Raw genomic sequence first — 22287 nt, forward strand, 5'->3', positions numbered from 1 at the left:
GAATATTTCAAACGGATTTAACACTTTCCCATATAATCAAGAGGACTGTTTCAATGGATAGAGGACCATCCCCTTTCAGAGATAAAAAAAATATTGTTATCGCCCTGCTGTTAATGCTCTGTATCATCCAGGCCGCAGGACTGCTCAAAAATAAATACGATTCTGTAGAAGCCCGCATGGATTCGGGTGAAGGAGTGAAGGTTACTGACGTAAGCCTCGACAGTCAGGGATATTCTCAGCTCCTCATCGCATTTGATATGCCCATAGGCCCTGAAAATCCAACCCCTGCCTTGGAAAAGGCACCTGCCGTGATCAACCCTGAAGTAAAGGGGACATGGCGTTGGATCAACCCTTATGGACTTGAATTCACCGCAGAACCATCCTTCAAACCCGACACCCGTTTTGAAATTGAACTCAAGCCTGAAAACTTCCTGCTTAAAGGACAACAACTGTCCGGCGAGAAAAAATTCAACGTACAGACGGGCAGTTTCATAATCAAGGAAATGAACCTGAGGACTGAACCGGTTTCCGGGCAGGGACGTAAAGTCCGAATTGAGGGTAATATCAATTTCAGCAGTTATGTTTCACCGGAGAAACTGCTCAAAAATATTTCCCTCACCGACCCAGACGGAAAGCAGGTGGAAATATCGATAACCAGCAGATATGATGATTATTACCAGAGCTTTACCAGTGCCCCGGTTGAAAAGACGGTTGACCCGAAACAATACACTTTCAAGATAGCAAAAGATCTCCCGGATGGACGCGGCTCCATGCTTCTGGGGAAAGATTATGAAAAGAAAATTGATATCGTCTTTGATCCGGTACTCCGCTATTCCGGATTCAAAGCTGCCAGCTCTATTGAAGGTTCACGGGTGGAGCTTGGATTTTCAACCCCGCTGATCCCGGCCCAGTCACTTGAGATGATCAAAATAAATCCCAAGGTCAGGGTCTCAGCCGCAACCTCAGGCAAAAGCCTGATCCTTACCGGACCTTTCAAACCGGGAAAAGAGTACACACTCACTCTCGAAAAAGGACTATCCTCGGCAGATGGAGCTATCCTTGAAAAAAAGATCACTCAAAAACTGATCATCCCGGACATTGAGCCAGCAGTTGATTTCTCATCAACAGGAATGTTCCTCTCCGAATCCGGATATAAGACTCTCGGCCTCAAAACCGTGAACACCCAGGCGGTAAATGTCACTGTGGACCGGGTTTATCCGAATAACCTTTTTTCTCTGTTCACACACTACGGATATATGGCTTTTGATCCAAACACCTACGGCGGCGGAATATCCCCAGCATTGGGCAGCCGTATTTTTACCGGAAAGATCAAAGTTCAGAACCCGCGCAACAAGGAAACAAGCACTCCCCTTTCCATGCAGAGCTTCATTGCCGAGGGAGGCAAAGGCCTGTACCGCGTGGGAGCGGTTGTTGAAGGTAAAAGACGTGGCGTGCAGCGCTGGGTGATGCTGACCGACCTTGGCGTGGTTTCCAAACAGGGAAAAGAGGAAACTCTTTTCTGGATATCATCACTTTCGGACCTCAAGCCGGTTATTGATGCCCGGGTTCAACTCATAAGTAACAGTAATCAGGTCATGGCCAGCGGAACAACCAATTCCCGAGGGATTCTGGTATTCAAGAAAAAAGATATCGACATGAACATGGGAAAACCTTTCATGGCGCTGGTTACTTATAAAAATGACATGACCTTCCTGCTGCTGGACCGATTCGCCACGGATCGCTCCGGACTGGATATCGCGGGCAAACGCCTGTCTCCTGAAGGACTGACTGCCTTCACCTATGGAGAGCGTACCCTATACCGTCCAGGTGAAACTCTCAAAGGCGTTGCCGTGGTCCGCAACGAGAAACTCAATCCCCCGAAAGGGCTTCCGGTAGTAGCTGTTTACAGCGACCAGCGCGGGCGGGAACTCTACCGTAAAACCCTAAAAACCAACTCTCAGGGACTGCTTGAATTTGCGCGCCAAATCCCTGATTACTCCCCCACCGGCCAATTCAATGTAAAATTCATGGCCGGGAAAGAGACTATAGGTAATTACCGCTATTCTGTTGAAGACTTCATGCCGGATCGAATCAGTGCGGAGATAATTCCCACAGCGACAGCCAGCCCCGGGCAAAAATTGGATTTTATCGTAGAGGGACGCTACCTTTTCGGGCCTCCCGCCGATGGACTTCCGGTAAACGCCCGTGTAACCCTTGAAGCTGCGGAATTCAATCCCGAAGGATACGGAAACTACCGCTTCAGCACTGACGGGAACAGCTTCAAACACCGTGAAATTCTGGTAACCGAAAACAGATTGGACGCTAACGGGACATTTCACTTCAGTGCGGAAATTCCTGAAGCCCTGAAGTCGGACTCCGCCATACAGGCCAGGATAACCGCCCGCGTAACCGAGACCGGGGGGCGTGGAGTAACCGCGACAAAAACAGATCCCGTCCTTATCTCCGACTTCTACCCCGGCCTGAAAAAACTTCAGAAACAGGGCTACGAAAAAGGAGAATCGGTTAAGCTTGAATATGTGACTCTCACCCCGGAAGCAGCCAAGATCAAAGCTTCCGGACTGGTAATGAAGCTCTACCGCGACCGCTGGCAGACTATTGTCCGGGCCACTCCATCAGGATCATACCGCTATGAGACGGAACGTGATCCGCAACTGATTGAAACCAGAAAGATCACCCCGGCAGGCCCGGAAGGCTCTTTTAAGGTGTCTCCTCCTGAATTCGGGTCCTACAGGGTAATCCTCAGCGATCCGGCTTCCGGTGTTTCCGCACAGGCGGACTTTTTCTGCGGCGGTTGGGGGTACTCCCCGTGGGCTCTGGAAAATCCGGCCCGCCTTGATATTGTCCCTGCACGAAAGGGAGACTACAAACCCGGAGAAATGGCTAAATTCCAGATCAGAACCCCCTTTTCAGGAAAGATGCTGATCACTGTTGAAGATAATTCAGTCCGCTGGATGAAAACTGTGGATGTTGACGGTAACACCGCCGCGATTGAAGTACCGGTGCAAAAGGAAATCAGTCCCAACGCTTACGTCACAGCTACACTGATCCGCTCTGTAAACACACTGCAGCCGGGCTCCTCGGCCCGTGCCGTCGGTGCAGCCCCTATTTTTGTGGACCGGGAGTCCAACCGCCTTGGAGTTGAAATATCCGCCCCTGAAACCACTCGCCCCAACCGGAAAGTGGCTTTCAGTGTCAAGACCAGACCGGGAGCAGAACTGACCATTGCAGCCGTTGACGAGGGAATATTAAGACTCAACAACCAGAAAACCCCGAACCCCTTTGATTACTTCTATGCCAAACGGGCTCTGGGAGTCCATTGGTCTGACACCTACGGGCTGCTGATGCCTGACGCTGGTCCGGTGAACAACGCCCCCGCAGGTGGCGGCATGGCTCTTGCCATGATGAAGCAATTTGCAGGGTCAAGTGCTATAAAACGCGTGAAGCCTGTTACTTTCTGGTCAGGCATAATCACAGCTGACAAGCAGGGTAACGCCATCTTTGAAGCTGATATTCCCGATTTCAGCGGAGCATTACGCATCATGGCTGTTGCCTCCCATGGGAAACAGTTCGGGGCTTCCTCCAAGATCATGACTGTTCGCTCCCCCCTGATGCTGACCCCCACACTTCCGAGATTCCTTGCCCCCGGTGAAACATTCGGGATTCCAGTGAGTGTCCGCAATGACACCCCGGAAGACGGAAAGTTCAATCTTACGGTAACAGCCGATGGAACGCTTAACAGTGAAATGTCCCTGAAAGGCTTTGAAGTTCCAACAGGCAGGCAGGAAACAGCTGTCTTCGAAAGTTCGACCGGAAATGAGCTGGGGCCGTCAACCTTTAAGTTCTCAGCCGAGGGCAACGGCGAGAAAGCATCTGCAGATGTGGACCTGAATATTCGTGCAGCACTCCCGGTTCAAAGGGAAAGCTCCTCCGGATTCATCAAAGAAAAGTTAACATTAATAAAGCCGGTATCCGAAGGACTTAGGCCTTCGACAGTTGAACGAACCCTGATACTCGGCGGCCAGCCTATGCTGCGGCTGGCAGGGAAGCTCGATTTTCTGCTGCGCTATCCTTACGGCTGCGCTGAGCAGACTGTCTCGCAAGCTTTCCCGCTGCTTAAGTTTCCCGAACTCGCCCGTGAGCTTGCTCCTGAGAACTTTCAAGAAAAATCCCCGCAATACATGGTTCAGTCGGCTCTGGTCCGCCTGTCCATGATGCAGACTCCTGACGGAGGATTCTCCATGTGGGCGGGTGGCCGCAGGGCAGAACCATGGGTTTCGGTATACGCTCTGCACTTCCTGCATCAGGCCTCAATTTCGGGATATCAGGTTGACTCCCTGCTTCTCAACGGGGCACTGAAATATGTTTATGATAAAGCAACAACTATAAATGAACAGAGCACATTCCGCCTGCCCTGTTATGCCATGTATGTTCTGGCCCGCAGCGGTAAAACCGCACACGGCCCCATGAACTATCTGCGGGAGCAGAAAACCGCAAAAATGGATAAACTGTCACTTACTATGCTGGCCGGAGCATTTGCGGCTTCAGGCGATATGGCGGCTTACAGGGAACTTATTTCTGCCAAGCCTGCTCCTTTGAACGGCAGTTTTAAGGATGAAGATTTCAGCAGCCCTGTGCGTGACCTGGCGCTGGAACTACTGGTGAGGATGGAATCCGACAGTAAGGATGACGCTATACCGGGGCTTGCCGACAAACTCGGGAACCTTATGGCTGATGACAGCAGAAACGTGACTCAGGATAACGCGCTGGGATTCCTTGCTCTGGGAACCTATTTCTCCCAGACCAAAACCGTCCCTCTTCCGGCAGGACGTATCATGAGCGGCGATAAGGAACTAGCTTCCTTCGATAGAAACGGAACCGCCCACGTCACTGTTACCGGAAACAAACCTTTATCCATTGAACTTGATTCAAAACCGGAAGAAGGCAGTTTTGTATGGACAGTAAACACCAGAGCCGTTCCTGAAATCGAGCGCTGGCAAGCATACTCAAACGGACTGCATGTTAAACGGGAATTTCTGACCCGTGACGGTGAACCGCTTGATGTGACGGCCATAAAACAAGGTCAACTGGTTGCCATGCGCACGACAGTCACCTCAGAAGGCAAACCTGTCTCCAACGCAGTCATAAGCTGCCTGCTCCCCTCCGGCCTTGAGCCCGAAAACAGCAGACTGTCCACCCGATCTGATCTGCCATGGATTGATAAGGGCAACGTGCAGCCGGATCACGTTGATATACGTGATGACCGGGTTCTGGTCTTTTCCGACATCCCGGCCAAAGGCAAAATAGAACAGATCACACTTCTTCGGGCTGTTACACGGGGTGAATTCAAAATCCCGCCTGCACAGGTTGAAGCGATGTATGATCCTTCAATTGCCGCAGCTACCGACCTCGGTAAGATGAAAATACAATAATCATAATTACAGCGGCCATGGAGATAAATATGTTCCCATAATCTCTATGGCCGCTCCTTCCGATATTATCCAATATGCATCGTCTGCAATGGATTACACGGCATAATTTATTACAGAACCGCCCTCTTTATGAATCTCTTCAAATTTAGAACCAACATTTTCAGTAAAAAAAAACTCATCCTTGCAGCAGTAACACTTCCTGTAATCTTATTTTTTGCACTGGATTTATCATTCCCGTTTCCTGAGCATAAATTGCATCCGGCCACAGCAAGTGTGGTCACAGATCGCGATGGAACTCCCTTGCGTATTTTCCTGCCTCCTGATGGAGCACGTAGAATGCGGACAAGACTCGAAGACGTTTCACCGGTTCTGATAAAGGCCTTAATAGCATCTGAGGACAGCTGGTTCAGATATCATCCCGGGGTAAATCCTGTCTCAGTTATCCGGGCGGCAATCTCTAACCTTATTGCCGGGCGGGTTATTTCCGGGGCCTCGACCATCCCCATGCAGATAGCCCGTATGGCCGTACCCAGACCGCGTACAATCTCGGCTAAAATCGTCGAATCATTCCGAGCATTGCAGCTGAAATTTCATCACAGCAATGATGAACTGCTTGAGATTTATCTGAGCCTGCTGCCCTATGGCGGAAACATTCAGGGGGTTGCCGCGGCCTCACATTTTTATTTCGGCCATGATGCCTCTACACTGTCACTTGGGGAATCAGCACTTCTGACAACTCTACCACGAGGGCCTGTCTATTACGATCCCCTGAGGAATCCGCAGAATGCGCTGAAAGGCCGCAACCGGGTCATGCTCCAACTAATGAAGAAAGGAGAATTTCCAGCCGATGAAGTTCAGCGCAACATAAAACTGCCTCTCCCCGAAAGTATCATCCCGGTTCCTCTGGAGGCCCCGCATTTTTCACGCATGGTATTTGAACAGGTCGGCCCCGTTCCCGTCATCAATACAACCCTTGACCTATCACTGCAGCTGGCAGCAAAGGATAAAACAAGGAACCACGTTGCCCGTTTAAGATCACAGGACATAGACAACGCGGCCTGTGTCATCATCCACATTCCCAGCCGCCAAATCAGAGCTCTCGCAGGTTCCGCCGATTTCTTTGAAAAAGGATACGGTGGCGCAATAAACCTGGCTGAAACCAGACGGTCACCCGGCTCCACACTCAAACCTTTCCTTTACGCCCTTGCATTTGAACAGGGTAAACTCGTTCCCGGAACATTCATTTATGATATCCCGGTGGATTATTCCGGTTACTCACCTGAAAATTATGACCGGACATGGAGCGGGCAGGTAACAGTAAGACAGGCCCTTGAAAAATCCCTCAATGTGCCGGCAGTCAACACGTTAGCAGCTACCGGAGTGGAAGAGTTCATGAATCTGCTGAAAAAAGGAGGGATAAGCACACTTGACAAAAGTGCCGCCAAATACGGACTCCCTCTTGCTCTGGGAGGGTGTGAAATAAAACTTACTGAATTAACCAATCTATACGCCTGCCTAGGGGACAAAGGCAGATTCAAGCCGACCACCTTTCTGCCCGGAAGCACATCCGTGGGCACTCAACTGCTGTCCCCCGAGACATCATGGTTGGTGACAGACATGCTTTCCGGCGTACACCGCCCGGAAATGAACGAGACCTGGATGCTGACCAGTGACATGCCCGAAGCAGCTTGGAAAACAGGGACTTCCTTCGGCCACCGGGATGCCTGGGCCATAGGTCTTTCCGGTGAATACGCAGTTGGGGTCTGGGTAGGTAATCCCGATGGAAGGCCGCGCAAAGGTATTTCCGGTGCGGTCCACGCCGGACCACTGCTTTTTGACCTGCTGCGCCTTGCCGCCCCGGGCGGAAAACTGCCAGCTCCCCCTGAAGGGCCGAATCTATCTCAAGTCGAAGTTTGCGCACACAGCAGGCTGCTGCCCGGACCGTTCTGTACGGAACGGACAACAATCCGCTTTCTTTCCGGCAAAACAAGACTTCAGCCATGCGAACAATGCCGTCAGATTCTTGTGGATTCCAAATCCGGTTACCGCCTTTCAGGCGAGTGTCTGGACCGTAAAGGAATCCGGAGAAAGACGATCAGAGTCATTCCGCCTAAACTCGCAAGGTGGAGAGCTGAAAACAACCTCGAGATTCCACAGATGCCTCCACTTGCCCCGGGCTGCGATCTGCTACCATCCGGCAAAGCCCCGAGAATAGTTTCCCCGGCAGCAGGGACTCCTTATATTTTAAGGAATGACGCTCCTCTTGAATATCAGAAGATGGCCCTCAAAGCGGACGCCGGCCCTGACTCAGGAACGCTGCACTGGTTCATTGATGGAAGACTGGTCAGTAAAGGCAGATTTAATGAAAAACAATTTGCCGTTGTCAGTAAAGGAAAGCACAGAATCTCTCTTTCAGACGATCTTGGGCGAACCGACAGCCTGATATTTGAAGTCCGTTAAATACTGACTGTAAGATTCAATATATGAATTTTGCCTTATAACTCTTACCGCAATCCAGCCAAAGCAAACAAAAAGGCCTTAATCCCTTTTGTTGGTATTAAGGCCTTATACACTTGTTCAGAGAAAGATCCGCTGAAGTTAAGACTCTTCTATACTACCCCGTTTACATATATAAAATATTAATCCTGAATGACATCAGCAAGAACAAAAGTTCCGGGGAACCCGGGCCCTAATCTGCCGTGGGCTTTACGAACTGCCCCAAGAGTTTTGTACATACCTATCTGGACTTTAAAAATCTGGGCGCTGTCAGTAACAACGCGAACTATTCTGGTGTTGGTAAAGCCGGATTTGTGCAACCTCTCAATCAGTCTTTCGGCATTTGCCTTGACCTTGTAGGCTCCGGCCTGAATATAAAAAGCCCCGTAAAGATTCTTCTGAACAGTTTTTTTAGCTGCCGCAACAGACTTAACTTCAGGACGGTACGGTTCAATGAGGACTTTAGCTTTTCCCGAATCAATAAACCCTAACTTCTGTGCAGCTGCACGGGAAAGGTCAATTATACGGTCCGGAACAAACGGCCCGCGGTCGTTAATAACAACAGCCGCACTTTTCTTATTTGAAAGGTTGGTTACCGTAACCTTAACACCTAGCGGCAGATAATTATGCGCCGCGGTCATTTTATCCATATCAAAGGGCTCACCCGAAGCTGTAACTTTACCCTGAAATTTTTCACCATACCAGGAAGCCATACCTTCTTCCCTGTAATCAGCCGGAATCACTATTGCAGCAATTTCTCCGGTATCTTTATCTGAACTGTTTGTGGTGCTACTTTCCTGTGCTGAAACCGGCAAAACGCTAAGCAGCAACATCAAAATGCACTGCGTAATAAACAAATGTCTTATCATCTGAATCTCCTGCAAATATTCTCGGAATCAAGTATGGTATCCTTATGCAGATTTTCATGCGCTTGCAAGCGGTTCCGATTATAACTTTTTCATATTCCTTTCGCGCAATGAGTCATTGAATTCGCCAAGCTCATACAAACGTATTTTATTACTGCGGGGAAACTCTCTTTTGAATAACGTTTTCAAAAGTTTACGCATAGACTTAAGGTTGGTTTCGTGGGCTGCGACTTCATAACCGTCTTCATAGACAATGAAATTTCCGTCCCTGACATGTAATATAAGTAAAGAACGGTTGCGTTTGTAGGTACGCAGGTCTATGCAATGACCCGCGGGTAGTTTTTTAAGTTTCCGCAAAACCGATTCAAGAGCTGTAGCTTTATCAATCATAAATTGTAGATATCGTTTCAAAAGGAGAACTGTCAAATATGAGTAATGAAAACGGTCCCCTCTGCAAGGGGAGTAAAATTGAATGCACGGTTGAGGTTCTGGCCTTCGGTGGTAAAGGAATCGCCCGTCACGACGGCATGACCGTTTTCATCGACCACGCGGTCCCGGGACAGCTAATCCTGTGTAAGATAACCAAACTAAAAAAAAGATTTGCTGAGGCTACCAGACTGGAAGTTCTGGAAAAATCTGAGCAGGAGCAAGTTCCTTTCTGCCAGTACTTCGGAACATGCGGAGGATGTGTCCATCAGGATATCAGATACGAAAACCAGCTTTACTGGAAGGGCAGGCAGGTAAGTGAAACTCTGCAGAGAATAGGCAAAGTGTCCACTGAAACCACTGGAATGGGAGAACCGGCCATAGGCTCTCCGGAAGAAGTCAGCTACCGCAACAAGATGGAATTCTCATTTTCCGGAACAGGCGAAACATTGAGAGTCGGCTTCAAAAAACGCGGTTCCGAGACAGAAGTTCTCGACATTTCATCGTGCCCCCTGCTCCCGGATGAATGCTCATCAATACCAGCCATGGTACGTGAATACTGCTCAGCCTCAGGTATCGGAGCGTACGTTCACGGAAAAGGCGGATACTGGCGCAAGCTGGTTGTCCGGGTTTCCCGGGCCACCGGAGATATAATGGTAAACATCATAACATCTCCCGGTAAAAAGCATGACAAAATAGATCAGCTTGGTAAAATGCTCTACTCTAAAATCAAAAACCTGAAGAGTTTTATACACTCAACCCGCAAAGGACGCGCGGATCTGGCCACGGGAGAAATCGTCTCCATCAGCGGGGAATCATTCATCACTGAAACACTTACAAGAACTGACGGAACTGAGATTAATTACCGGATCAGCCCCAACTCGTTTTTTCAGACCAACTCCTCTGGAGCGGAACAGCTTTACCGCCGCAGTGTTGAAATAGCGTCTCCTCAACAGGGTGATGTTGTTTATGATTTATTCTGCGGATCGGGCGGAATCGGAATGTTCATGGCAAAGGATGTCCATGAAGTCATAGGTATCGAAATATCAAAAGAGACTGTCCAATCCGCAAAGGATAATGCCGCCTTGAACAGAATCGGCAACGCGCGCTACATGGTCGGTAATCTGACAAGACCAGAGGATTTCCCTAATGATCTTCCGAAACCGGATATGGTCATTGTAGACCCGCCCAGAAGCGGAGTCCCGGCCCATGCGCTTGACAGACTCATGGATCTTGCCCCGGACCGGATACTTTATATCTCCTGTAACCCGGGAACCCTTGCCCGGGACACGGAAAATCTAAACAAAAAATATAAAATGGAATCCTTTTCAGCAGTAGATATGTTTCCGCATACGTCCCATGTAGAATGTATCGCTTTGTTGACTAGAGCCCGTTAAAACTGACACAATTAAAATATATAAAAAGAGAAGGACTCCCTGAGATCACCATCCCTTAAAACAGCTCACTTATTACCCGGAACACTACTTTGGATCCGGAGTACAGCAACATATGGATGAACAAGTTACCAAAGATACCCTGCTTAGAGAACTGCGCAGACTGAATCTCTACCCTCCTGAGGTGCGGCAGCTGGGTGACCTGCGCGCCAAGATTGAAAGCCGTGTAAATGAATCCACTGCACCTCAGGATGATTTTGATATCACCAAGTACGGGGTTCTCCTGTATGGCATCGCAGTAAAATCCATCGAGCAGGAAGCTTCTGAAAGCCGGCAGGACTACTCCCCTTCAGCACAGGAAGATTCTACCCCGTATATGTGCATCGATGCCCTCTGCCGAATGGGAGTCTGCGGACGGACAATGGCAGCAGCAATACTTTGTAACAGGCTGCTGCCTCTTTATCATGTGCGCAACTGGTTTGAAGGACGGTCACCGGATATCGCAATATCAGTTGCTGACAGGATGCTCGCGCTGTCACCTGACGATGTGGATGAAAGAATCAAAGTAGCAAGATCTGTTATAGAGAAAGCTTCCGGTATGAGCCGGGATGAAGCCACTGCATTTTTCAGAATAAACGGAACCCGAAGTGGGGAAATGACTTTTTCCACTCTGGAATGTTTCATGAGCGGAACATATGGGAACCAGTGCCGCAAGAGCCTGAACGAACCGGAATCGCTTGAGGAGATAAGTGCATGCGCTGAAAGTATGCCTTCTTATCCCGAGAAAGAGCTGGTGCTTGATGTGGCGTTCCATCTGCGCACTATGGACCCCATTATCATGAAGAAAGTTCTCTCGGCTGTGAAAAGGCTCGCTGACGAGGTTGACGACAGGACTCTCAAAGATATCGCTCCATTGGCAATGTCGCCTTCCATTTTCCTTGCCAAAGCGGCAATGGATGTCATTGCAAAATTCGGCGGTTCCAGAAGAGGACGCATTTTCGCAAGAGTTTTCAATGAATCCATCCAGACCAGAGCTGAACTAATAAACAGGCTCCCACTCTTAAGCAGTGATAATTTCAACCAGTTCATGAACAGCATCCCTAAAGAATTTCAGGGACCTGTCATATCCACCCTTTTCTCCACCCTCTCCGATGAAGACTCACACTGTTTCGGGGCAATAGTTTCTTCTGTGCTCAGAAAATCCAAAAGCTCTAACAAAGGACGCTTAGAAGAGGCACTTAAAGATATTTTTCTGAATGACACCATTTTTCCACCGGAGCAACCGGCAATGGATGACGGGCGCACCATGCCGGGAGTGGACTTCATCAAACTGGGAGCCCCTATTGTTCTTAATGTGATGAAGAAAAAGAACAATACCGGTTTCACCCGAATTTTCGGAAAGGAAGAAGAAACTTCAGACGGTCTGCCGGACATCTATACAGACGGGCAGATATCAAATCAGCACGTTCACAAGTTGAATCGCTGGAAAAGCAGAGCAAAAGAAATAACTTTTCAGAACTGCACTTTTTCCGCCAGTGATTTCAAAGAAATTTTCATGGAAAAGTGCATATTCAAGAAATGCACCTTTGAGTCCTGCACCTTTGCAGATGGTATATTTTCCGGGTGTAGTTTCACCGAGTGCACTTTCAAAAGCAGCACCCTGAACAATTCATACTTCCAGAACTGCCGTATAGACAGATGTTTCTTCAACTCATCCAATCTGGATTCAGCGACATTTTATACATGCAGTTTTTCAAATTGCGACTTCAATTATGTCTCCGCTCCCGGAGCCCTTTTTCACCGCTCCGGGTTGAAATGCTGCGGCCTTCACGTCACCGACCTGCGTGAAGTGTATTTTTATAAAACGGGCCTAAAAGGGGTTTCATTCAGTCATTGCGATTTTAAAGGGACATTATTCAGCTCCGGGGAAGCAGTGGGAGTAGACTTCACGGGAAGTTCCATTTTTGGGTGCAAAGCCCTGAACATGAAAACCGAGAGTCCTGCAATCCTCAAAGCCATGTACAGGACTCTCTCCCGCAGGCTTGGGGTTCGCGAAAGATTGAAGAAGAAAAGCAAAGCTTTTCCTGATATCAACCGTTATGAATTGCAGATACAAAACAAGGTGGTAAAACTCTGGTTTGCCTTCAAGGATATTCAGCGTGCGCATGCTGCTTTTGCCGAAAACAATACCAGAAGACTGAAGTGGGCCGGTTCCAGAATGAGCCCGAAGGGCAGTCGCTTTCTGGCACTGCTGCCGGCACTTCTCCACACAACTGTTTTTGAGCGCGCTACTTCCATTACCGATTTATCAGTTCCTTCACGGATTAAGAATTACCATGTTTCCCACAGAGAAAAAAATCTGCTGAAAGCTTTTTTCAATGAAGTAGAAATTGACAGCGATGAAGATTCTTATGTTCCCATTGAAGCTCTGATGTCCATCGGAAGCACAGGAACCATAGCTCAGTCCACCTCTTCCGATCTCGACTGCTGGGTATGCTGTGATTTTTCCAAAACCCGGGGAGACAGCAGAGAGCGTTTGCAGTTCAAACTTAAGGCGATTGAAGAATGGGCAGAATCAGACTTCAATCTTGAAGTACATTTTTTCGTTATGGATGTCAGAGAAATCCGTAACAACAGATTCGGACTCAGTGATGAAGAAAGCTCCGGTTCAGCCCAGAGTGCCATCCTCAAGGAGGAATTCTACAGAACAGCTCTGCTGATCGCTGGCAAGCCCCCGGTCTGGTGGTTCAGCAGGCCGGACGCATCCGACAAGGATTATGCTGATACCCTGAGAAAACTAAACCTGCTCAAAGGCAGGGAGTTTGCCGTTGATCTCGGGAATGTACCGCATATACCAATCGAAGAGTTTTTCGGAGCATCACTCTGGCAGATAGTAAAAGGTGTCAAAAGCCCATTCAAGTCCATCATGAAATTCGGGCTTCTTGAAATGTATACCTCAGGACACAAGAGTTCTCTTCTCTGTGAAGTTATAAAACGCAACATACTTGACGGCATGCGCCGATTGAGAAGGGTTGACCCCTACATGCTGCTGTACAAGGACCTTGCTGACTTTTACACAGCACAGGGAAATCCTGAATACACATGGCTGACCGCAATGGCCCTCAGGCTCAAATGCGGCCTTGTCGGTGAAAAAGGACTTACCGAGACACCAAAACGTCCTGAAGACAGGGAAATTATAGAATTCGCGACCGGACTGGCGGGAAAAGACAGTCCCGGTGCAGTAAAGGGATTCATAAATTTAAGTGATTTCAGGTCAGTGATTGCCCTTGGAGACAAGATAAATCAGTTCATGATTAAAACCTACATGAAAGTCAGAGGGGAACAGGACAAGACCTCCGCCTCCAATATTACTCCTGAAGACCTCACCAGACTCGGCAGGGTCATATTCTCAAACTTTGCCAAACGGCAGAATAAAATTGAACGCATAACGCTGCCCGGTTCCCAGACTCATTTCTTTGACTCGCTCATTATAACCCGCGACAAGAAAAAGACATGGTTCATTCAAGGGGAATACCATGATGAATCAGGAGCAAGACTTGTTCAGACGGACGTTGAATCTGGTAAAAATCTGACCTGCATGCTCGTATGGGCTGCGTTGAATGGTCTTTATACTCCTGAGATGAAGATAAAGACAGATATGACTTCCACTCCGGTGAGAGATAAAGAGGTTTCGGGGCTGTTTGAAAGTCTGGTCAGTTTTTTCCCCGGGAAGGAGGTTTTCAACACTCCTGTTGATGAAGCTTTAAACCCGGAGCAGGTTACCCGGGCCTTCTTCATAATAAACTTTTGTGTTCCGAGGGAAAATCCAAAAGTACGGGAAGTTCACCTGGTATACAGCACAAATTGGGGTGAAGTTTTCTGCAAACAGATTCCCGCTACTCCGGTGCTTGTGGAAGCGCCTGAAACATACCTTCGCAATGAAATGCCCGAACTGTGTTCAGGGCCGATTAAAATGAATCAGTTTGTTCCTCAGGGCTCAGTCTGCCCGTTTCTTAAAATACCTGTTGAATGATCATTAACTGCAAGAGGTTGCAATGCCTATAATCCGTAAGAGTTTGTTACAGCTGATTTTCTCCGGCTCATTCATGAAACGCTGGAACGACAAGCTGAGACCTATGGAGCTGGTCGAGGTTGATAAACAGGCCCACAAGATGATCGCGGCCTGGATACTCTTCACCCTCAACAGCGAGCAAATGGGGCAACGGGATAGAATTGAACTCGGTGACGCCATTGTTGAAGGGGGCATCTTTGAATACCTGTTCCGCATGGTAATTACAGACATCAAGCCGCCGGTTTTTTACCGCATAAAAAAGAACCCGGAGCACTACCGCAAACTCTCGGAATGGGTGCTCCGGCAATTGCGTCCCCGTCTTATGCCCCTTGGCGGTGAGTTCTGGGAGCGCATCAGCGATTACCACCTCAACCCTGAATACGAGTCCCTCTCAAGAAAAATTCTGGACGCTTCGCACATGTACGCCAGTTATTCGGAATTCAAACTGCTCAAGCATCTTAATCAGCCTGATGAAGAACTGTCCGGGATCGAACAGAATTTTATAGACAGACTGGAGAGCTACTCCGATATTGCCGGGGTAACACAGCTTCTCCACTCCGAATCAACTCCCATAGGCCGCTTTGCCGACCTCTGCGGTCGGCTGCGTTTTCAGACCAGATGGTCTCAGACTCCACGCATACCTGAGACCTCTGTACTCGGTCATGTATTCATTGTTGCCACATTCGCCTGGTTTTTCAGCCTTGAGAAAGGAGCCTGCCCGGCACGTAAACAAAACAATTTTTTCACCGGACTCTTCCACGATATGCCGGAACTGCTGACCCGGGATATTATCTCACCTGTAAAAAAATCCGACCCGACCATTGGTGAGTTGATCAAAGAATATGAAGATGAAGAAATGGAAGTACGCATCATGGCTCCGCTCATGGAAAACGGTTATGATAATATCGCATCCAGGCTGGCCTATTTTCTGGGGCTTGAATCAGGGTCGGAGTTTCACGCTCAGGCCATGGTAGGCGGGTATTCAAAAAAAATCAGCACCGAAGAACTGGATTCACGGTATAATGACGATATCTACGACCCAAAGGATGGAGAACTGCTAAAGCTCTGTGACCATCTGGCCGCCTTTCTGGAAGCGTACAATGCCATGCGAAACGGTATTACATCATCCCACCTTCATCAGGCCTACTGGCGAATAAGCCAGAGCTATATGGAAACCCCTGTGATTGCCGGCATCCATGTCGGCCCCCTGCTTGCCGACTTTGAGTAAATAGCTTTGCGGAAAAACGATTAATATGGTTTAACTACTTCGAAAGACTGTTAACTTAAGCCGGTTTAAGTTTGCCAAGATAATTCTTTCAAAGGAGATATTGATGCTGTTGAGAAAAAGAGCCTGGGACATGATGCGCGAAGACTTCACTAAGATTGATGATTCAGCAAGCCTTGCTGAAGGCATCAGGGTGCTGCGGGACAGCATGAAGGAGACTCCGGACAACAATGTCGTTGTTGTTCTGAAAAAGAACGGAGCACTTCGCGGGGTCATCTCAATCTGGACCATGCTTAAAGCAGTTGAAGATAAAGTCATGCGGGATGAAGACTTGAGCCTGACTGAAGAGACAGACTGGGACAGGGCTTTCAAAAGAGCCGGAACCGCCTGCAGCGCGTCCTCGCTTGATGATCATATTGAAGAAGATGTCGCAATTCTCAAACCCACCGACCCCATGCTCGTGGTACTGGAAATTTTCCGTAAAAAGAAACGCTCATGGGCGCTGGTACAGGAAGGCGGAAAAATAATCGGTGTAGTGCTGCTAAGCGATGTCTACCGTGAAATGACCCGTGACTTAGTTTCCCAGTTTTAGAGCACAAAAAAGAGCGCCTTGAGATATAACCTCCCAGGGGGGATACTTCGAAGATACTACAGCAGATTTTATATTCTAATCCACGCAGCATAGCTATAGATAAGGCCTTAATATCCAAGTATATTAAGGCCTTATCTATTTTTCTTTAAATCTCGGAGACGGATTATAAACAGTCCGGGGCCCCACTACCCTGATTCAATTCCACTTTTTTTATCAGAGTGCAGGAAAATATTACTGCAGAGGCTTGTCGTTTTTGTCTTCAGCTTCAACATCAATAATGCTGTCAATACGTTGCTTGGGCTGGTCCTGATTAGTCCAGGCAGTAAATTCCGTATTGTGGTGTACCACATGGATATTAGGATTGTTTTTCATATTTTCAAGCTGACCTCTCAGCCAGCGCTTGAAATACCCCCGGGTAAGCGGAAAAAGCATAAGCAGACCGAAAATATCAGTCATGAATCCGGGAGTAAGCAACACCAGCCCGGAAAGAAAGATTATGACCGCGTCAAGAATATCCTCAGCAGGGACTATACCTCGGTTAAGGTTCTCCTGAACCTTCTGCATAGTTGCCACACCCTGCGACTTGGCCAGAGCAGCCCCCACAAAAGCGGTGAGCAGACATAGCGCGATAGCATTCAGTGTACCGATTTCAGAACCTATCTGCACAAGAATATACAGATCAATCAGGGGTATAAGAACAAAACCCAGAAAAATTTTAGCAAACATTAACAATTAACTCCGTGCTTGATTTCATAGTTAGACATTCTGGAATATAAGCATCAATCCCATGAAGACAAGCAGAAGCATGACGATTCTTCTGTAGAATTGCTCCGAAATATACCGGGAAACGGCGTTACCCAGATAAGTCCCTGCAATAACGGGCAACAGCGAAACCAGAAACAGCTTCATGACATAAAAGGTAGTCAGACCGCTCAACAGATGCCCGGCCGCGGACATGCCAGCGGCTACCAGAAAAAAACTGACCAGAGTTGATTTAAATGTATCTTTGTCCCATCCTTTCAGTGAAGAGTATATTATCGTGGGCGGGCCCCCAGCACTTACAGAAGCGGATATTGCGCCGGTGAGAAATCCTGAAAGGTAGGCCCATTTATCGCTGATAGCCACCCGAACCGGCTTTGCAATAAGCGAATATCCGGCAAAGAGAGTAACCAGAAGCCCCAGAAATATTCTTATATAATCTCCGTTGACTTCTTTGAGCAAGAGAGTGCCGAAGATGGCCCCGGGCACACTACCGATAACAAGAGGAATAATCTTGGCACGGTCAAAGCTGGCACGCAGCTTGTGAGTCATAATGACGTTTATCAAAACCCCGCAAAGTGTGCATACGGGAACTGCGGCCTTGATATCAATGACATAGGATAGCAATGGCATCGCGATCAAAGCTGAGCCAAAACCGGTTACACCCTGCAAAAATCCTGCAGACAAAAAAATAATCGGGACAAGTACGAATGCGGACATTTTGTATCCTTATAAGGCTTCGCGCCACAGGATGCTTTATTTCACAATAAAAAGAGATTCAGTTTTTACTGATGGTAAGCAGAATTCTGTTTTCAGGAAGGTCTTCTTTGGCAATAATTACAGATCTCCTGATTCTGGCTATATTTTCAATGGTTGCCAGTTGATCAGGATTTATTTCCACCATGGTTATACTTCCGGGCTTCAAAGACTGAAGACGCGAACTCGTCTTCTTGTAGCCCGATCAGCAGTCTTTCCAACAAAGTACAGTGTCGTTATTATTCATGACACAATCAAATAAAGGCCGGGATTCCAAAGAAAGCCCGGCCTTTAACTTTATTTCTTATTTTTAAGGGCTTCCTGAAGCTTGGCACCGAGGAGTCCGCCAAATCCACCGGAGTCACCGGAGGAAGCATTTTTGGATGCGGACTTACGGGGAGCGGACTTCTTGGGAGCAGGTTTGGAATATTTCTTCCAATCCACTTCCTCGTCACCTTTGGCAGCCTCACCGGCGGTGAGGGTAAGCTTACGGTCAACAGTGTTGATCTCTTCAATGGAGATGGTAACTTTGTCACCGGGCTTGAGAGCTTCTAGTTCAGCCTGCTTGCCGGAGCGGCTGATACGTGACATGGGCAGCAATCCTGTGATTCCGGGCGCAAGGTTGATGAAAATGCCGAACTCGGCTCGGTTTTCAACAGTTCCTTCGACTTCCTGACCAACTTTGAAAGTGTCAGCAACATCAAGCCAGGGATCGCCGGCTGCGTCTTTCATGGACAGGCCTATGCGGCGTTTTACCGGATCAATATCTTTGATCATGACAGAAACTTCCTGGCCGGGAGTAACTTCGTCTTCGGCTTTGTGGACCCGCTTGGTGTAGCTCATTTCGGAGATATGAACCAGACCTTCAATTCCCGGTGCGATTTCAACAAAGGCACCGAATTCAGCACAACGGACAACTTTACCGGTAATCTTGTCTCCGGCCTTGAACTTGCCATCCACTTCATCCCAGGGATCAGCCTGAAGCTGTTTCAGGGAAAGGCCGATCTTAAGCCCTTTACCGTCCTTGCGGGGCTCCATGGAAAGTATTCGAACGGAAACCTCATCTCCGGGCTGAACAACGTCCTCGGGCTTCACAGTACGGGACCAGCTCAGTTCGGAAACGTGAACCATGCCTTCCACACCGGGAGCCAATTCTACAAACGCCCCGAAAGGCATCAGCTTGGTAACTTTACCTTCGAGCACTGAGTCAGGCTGAACATCCTTTACAAACTGCTCGCGGACCTTTTCCTGCTCCTGTTCCAGAAGAACTCTGCGGGAAACTACAATGTTGCGACCGTTTTCTTCGAATTTGATGATCTGAAAATTGTGAGTGCTGCCTACAAAACTCTCAGCGTCTTCAACAAAAGAAGTGTCGATCTGGCTGACAGGGCAGAACACCTTACGATGCATCATCTTTACCCTGAAACCGCCTTTGCATGTTTCGGCTACTTTTCCTTCTACAGGAACCTTGTTTTCATATGCTTCACGCAGCATATTCAAACCGCCTGCGCCGGACATGGCTTTGGACAGAACGATTTCATTGTTATTAATGGAGATAACGTAAAGCTCTACGGTATCACCATCTTTTACGGTCAGTTCACCTTCCTCATCAGTCAGTTCATCACGGTCCACAACTCCATCTACTTTGGACCCGGTGTCTACAAACACGGAATCCTTGGTTATGGAAATTACGGTTCCCTTGATCTGGTCTCCGACCTGAAGATTGTCGTTGGATTCAGACTGGAAGGCTTCAAACATTTCGGCGAAGCTCTCTTCGCCATTCGTTTCCAAGTTTTTCTCGGACATGCTCTTGTTTCTCCTGGAGGGCAAATTGGTCACGGCAGGTTGGATTTTTTATATTGCCATGGACAATGGGAACCTAACGATAAAAGGAGCAATTTTCAAACGATTTATTCAAGATTTTTTTTATGCAGACAATCCGTGAAGCGCCGCGCCGAGTGCTCCGGTAAAATCCGGGTCTTCGGGAATGTAAGGATCGAGCTTGACGCTATCTTTCAACATACTGACAACACAGGCATTATTCGCGACCCCCCCGGCAAAAACCAATGGTTCTTCCAATCCCACACGCCCCAGCATATTCACTGTACGCCTTACAATTGAACTATGCAGTCCCAAAGCGATGTCTCGGGGATTTTTACCCTGAGCCATAAGTGAAGTTGCCTCGGTTTCGGCAAAAACGGTACACATGCTGTTGATCATCAGCGGCTCTGTTCCTTCGAGAGCATAGTTACCAAACTCCTCAATAGGAATCTGGAAAACATTCGCCAGATGTTCCAGAAATTTACCTGTACCTGCAGCGCAACGGTCATTCATTTCAAATTTAGCCACTTTCCCATTTCCAAGCAGGGATATGGCTTTGGTATCCTGACCGCCGATATCCAGAACAGTACGCGCATCGGGAAACAGGTGTGCAACCCCCAGAGCGTAAGCCTTGATTTCTGTAAGGGAAACACACTCAACCCCCGTTAGCTCTTCTGTCACGAGTTTGCGGCCATACCCAGTGGCTGAAATCCGTTCAACTTCTACTTCTTCAAGGATTGTCCTGATCTGTGAGGCCGGATCAAAAGTTGTCGGCAGCTTTCGCTTCAGAACAGCCTCCTTCCCTTCCAGAACCACCAACTCCATGGACCTTGATCCTATGTCAATTCCAGCAATCAATTTCAGTCACCCCAAGGCTGGCCATACTGAACGGCTAACCTTAATTAAAATTAAAGGATTCACGCCTTTTTGAGTGTCCACATCCCGCAGCAAGTCAAGCGGAAGGTTTTCGGCAAAACAACATCAGTCCCCTTTCAACATCACCCCGGAGCAGCGGGTAAAACCTCCGGCAATGCTCCTACAGAGTCGCCGGAGGTTTTACATATATCCTGAGTGGATCAGGAAATCATCTCTACAAAAGCTTCAACTCTAGTCTTAAGCTGCTCAACATCCTCCATGCTGTAATCAGTCTCGATTGCCAGCATGGGAACGCCCGCATCGGAAAGCATTTTTTCAACCTTGAACGCTTCGTGAGTATAAGGCTGGCAGAACATAAGTGAATAGTGAAGCACACCGTCCACCTTGGTTTCTTCTGCAAGCTTCTTTATATTTTCCAGACGCTCGCTATTGGGAGTGAAACAGGCACAATCTATCTTCATATAGCGGTCACAGATTGCATCAATCATTTCCTCAACGGTCTCCCCTGACTCATCAACGAGATCCCGCGAATTTCGTGTTCCAATACAGGATTCCTCTGAGACTACCACCGCTCCGGAGCTTTCGACAATATAAGGAAGCTTCCAGTTCGGAACAGCCATGGGACAACCGGAGAGCATCAGCCTTGGCGTTTTCTCCGGAACAATGCCCTCTTTTGAAGAAATACGTTCCTCAATCTGGTCACAGAGAGTGTTGATGGACTGGGTAAACCGAACCGGGTCATCATAAAAGCTGACCTGGTTGATCAGCAGAACATCCCTCCCGGAAATCGGAGTAGGAACCGCAGCACGAAGGGTATTCAACCGCTGCAGGGCCCGGCGTTTATCGTTAACAATTTTGATACCCTTTTTCAGAGATTCCGCGGTAACTTGTTTCCCGGTCAATTTCTCAAGCTCATCCTTAAACCGCATGACTTCAGATTTCCAGAGGGCACGGTCGGACGCGTCTTTACGCTGGGGAACTTCCATAACGTACATGGGCGCCATCTCGGAAAAAGCTTCATAAGCTTTTTTCTTTCCGTCACAAGTGGTTTCACCGATTATCAGGTCACAGGATTCGGTGTAGGGACAGATTTTAGCCATCTTGAAACCGATGAAAGATTTGATCAGGGCGCAGGTATTTCTGGGCACAACAGTTTCCGCAGCTTCGGTTCCCGCATCCGCTCCGGAACAGAGCCCCACCTGTACCGCGTCCACGGCAAGACTAAGCTCCTCAGGCACGAATACACAGAAAGTTCCGATAATTTTGCGCCCTTCGGCCTTGGCTTCAACAAGTTCCTTTATTCTCAGACCATGAACTTCAGAAAGAACGAAATCCAGATATTCCATTCCCTGCAGGCGTCCCTGCTGGCTCATATAAATATCACCGTAAAACTTACCAAGAACCTCAAGTAAGCCGTCATGGGCCTCTATATCGAGATTGAGATTCTCCCACATTTCTTTGTAACCTGCGTCAGACATACTTCTTATCTCCCGTATTGCGTGCGTTAAAAGTTGTTAACGAGCCCTTTTTTGAAATAAATCACCACAGTGCTTA

Annotated in this window: 14 protein-coding genes; 6 read left to right on the top strand and 8 right to left on the bottom strand. The window is 48.2% G+C overall.

All coding sequences use genetic code 11. From position 1 onward, the window contains the following. Positions 1-53: 53 nt before the first annotated feature. Together ACZ5PW_RS19350 and pbpC are read left to right on the top strand one after the other, a co-directional pair. Positions 54-5450 carry an alpha-2-macroglobulin family protein gene (locus ACZ5PW_RS19350; protein WP_464556655.1) on the top strand — a complete coding sequence of 1799 codons (5397 nt, stop codon included), beginning with the start codon at positions 54-56 and terminating at the stop codon, positions 5448-5450. A 252-nt stretch (positions 5451-5702) separates the two neighbouring features. Then, positions 5703-7910, top strand: coding sequence for a penicillin-binding protein 1C (gene pbpC / locus ACZ5PW_RS19355; protein WP_464556656.1), 2208 nt, complete (start codon positions 5703-5705; stop codon positions 7908-7910). A 179-nt stretch (positions 7911-8089) separates the two neighbouring features. Here the strand turns inward: pbpC and ACZ5PW_RS19360 are convergent, their stop codons facing one another. Next, positions 8090-8815 carry a septal ring lytic transglycosylase RlpA family protein gene (locus tag ACZ5PW_RS19360; protein ID WP_464556657.1) on the bottom strand — a complete coding sequence of 242 codons (726 nt, stop codon included), beginning with the start codon at positions 8813-8815 and terminating at the stop codon, positions 8090-8092. 78 nt (positions 8816-8893) lie between these two features. Further along, the gene (locus tag ACZ5PW_RS19365; RefSeq protein ID WP_464556658.1) at positions 8894-9202 is read right to left on the bottom strand and encodes a hypothetical protein; all 309 of its coding nucleotides are present in this window, start codon (positions 9200-9202) and stop codon (positions 8894-8896) included. Between the two features lie 38 nt (positions 9203-9240). Between ACZ5PW_RS19365 and rlmD the strand changes: the two genes are divergently transcribed. The 4 genes from rlmD (at position 9241) to ACZ5PW_RS19385 (ending at position 16521) form a co-directional block, all read left to right on the top strand. After that, positions 9241-10635 (top strand): 23S rRNA (uracil(1939)-C(5))-methyltransferase RlmD, encoded by a 1395-nt coding sequence (gene rlmD / locus ACZ5PW_RS19370; protein ID WP_464556659.1) that lies wholly within the window; start codon positions 9241-9243, stop codon positions 10633-10635. A 112-nt stretch (positions 10636-10747) separates the two neighbouring features. After that, entirely contained in the window at positions 10748-14665 is a 3918-nt protein-coding gene (locus ACZ5PW_RS19375; protein WP_464556660.1) for a class I adenylate cyclase, read from the top strand. A gap of 22 nt (positions 14666-14687) precedes the next feature. Continuing rightward, the gene (locus ACZ5PW_RS19380; protein ID WP_464556661.1) at positions 14688-15932 is read left to right on the top strand and encodes an HD domain-containing protein; all 1245 of its coding nucleotides are present in this window, start codon (positions 14688-14690) and stop codon (positions 15930-15932) included. Positions 15933-16035: 103 nt separating this feature from the next. Continuing rightward, complete coding sequence (locus ACZ5PW_RS19385; protein WP_464556662.1) at positions 16036-16521, top strand: CBS domain-containing protein; 486 nt, start codon at positions 16036-16038, stop codon at positions 16519-16521. Between the two features lie 231 nt (positions 16522-16752). On the opposite strand, the gene ACZ5PW_RS19390 is transcribed toward ACZ5PW_RS19385, so the two are convergent. From ACZ5PW_RS19390 to ACZ5PW_RS19415, 6 genes are all read right to left on the bottom strand, one after another. Beyond that, positions 16753-17247 (bottom strand): FxsA family protein, encoded by a 495-nt coding sequence (locus ACZ5PW_RS19390; protein WP_464556663.1) that lies wholly within the window; start codon positions 17245-17247, stop codon positions 16753-16755. Between the two features lie 30 nt (positions 17248-17277). Beyond that, complete coding sequence (locus tag ACZ5PW_RS19395) at positions 17278-18000, bottom strand: sulfite exporter TauE/SafE family protein (RefSeq protein ID WP_464556664.1); 723 nt, start codon at positions 17998-18000, stop codon at positions 17278-17280. Positions 18001-18058: 58 nt separating this feature from the next. Further along, entirely contained in the window at positions 18059-18184 is a 126-nt protein-coding gene (locus tag ACZ5PW_RS19400; RefSeq protein ID WP_464556665.1) for a hypothetical protein, read from the bottom strand. Between the two features lie 149 nt (positions 18185-18333). Further along, positions 18334-19842: a 30S ribosomal protein S1 gene (locus tag ACZ5PW_RS19405; protein WP_464556666.1), complete on the bottom strand. Its 1509-nt coding sequence runs from the start codon at positions 19840-19842 to the stop codon at positions 18334-18336. A gap of 120 nt (positions 19843-19962) precedes the next feature. Continuing rightward, positions 19963-20715, bottom strand: a complete 753-nt coding sequence (locus tag ACZ5PW_RS19410; protein ID WP_464556667.1) for an acyl-CoA dehydratase activase — start codon at positions 20713-20715, stop codon at positions 19963-19965. 218 nt (positions 20716-20933) lie between these two features. Continuing rightward, positions 20934-22211 carry a double-cubane-cluster-containing anaerobic reductase gene (locus tag ACZ5PW_RS19415; RefSeq protein ID WP_464556668.1) on the bottom strand — a complete coding sequence of 426 codons (1278 nt, stop codon included), beginning with the start codon at positions 22209-22211 and terminating at the stop codon, positions 20934-20936. Positions 22212-22287 lie beyond the last annotated feature (76 nt).

The sequence above is a fragment of the Maridesulfovibrio salinus genome (assembly GCF_055394525.1).

Coding starts and splice junctions, on each gene's coding strand:
- ACZ5PW_RS19350 (WP_464556655.1), top strand. CDS start 54: ATGGATAGAGGACCATCCCCTTTCAGAGATAAAAAAAATATTGTTATC.
- ACZ5PW_RS19360 (WP_464556657.1), bottom strand. CDS start 8,815: ATGATAAGACATTTGTTTATTACGCAGTGCATTTTGATGTTGCTGCTT.
- ACZ5PW_RS19365 (WP_464556658.1), bottom strand. CDS start 9,202: ATGATTGATAAAGCTACAGCTCTTGAATCGGTTTTGCGGAAACTTAAA.
- rlmD (WP_464556659.1), top strand. CDS start 9,241: ATGAGTAATGAAAACGGTCCCCTCTGCAAGGGGAGTAAAATTGAATGC.
- ACZ5PW_RS19375 (WP_464556660.1), top strand. CDS start 10,748: ATGGATGAACAAGTTACCAAAGATACCCTGCTTAGAGAACTGCGCAGA.
- ACZ5PW_RS19380 (WP_464556661.1), top strand. CDS start 14,688: ATGCCTATAATCCGTAAGAGTTTGTTACAGCTGATTTTCTCCGGCTCA.
- ACZ5PW_RS19385 (WP_464556662.1), top strand. CDS start 16,036: ATGCTGTTGAGAAAAAGAGCCTGGGACATGATGCGCGAAGACTTCACT.
- ACZ5PW_RS19390 (WP_464556663.1), bottom strand. CDS start 17,247: ATGTTTGCTAAAATTTTTCTGGGTTTTGTTCTTATACCCCTGATTGAT.
- ACZ5PW_RS19395 (WP_464556664.1), bottom strand. CDS start 18,000: ATGTCCGCATTCGTACTTGTCCCGATTATTTTTTTGTCTGCAGGATTT.
- ACZ5PW_RS19400 (WP_464556665.1), bottom strand. CDS start 18,184: ATGGTGGAAATAAATCCTGATCAACTGGCAACCATTGAAAATATAGCC.
- ACZ5PW_RS19405 (WP_464556666.1), bottom strand. CDS start 19,842: ATGTCCGAGAAAAACTTGGAAACGAATGGCGAAGAGAGCTTCGCCGAA.
- ACZ5PW_RS19415 (WP_464556668.1), bottom strand. CDS start 22,211: ATGTCTGACGCAGGTTACAAAGAAATGTGGGAGAATCTCAATCTCGAT.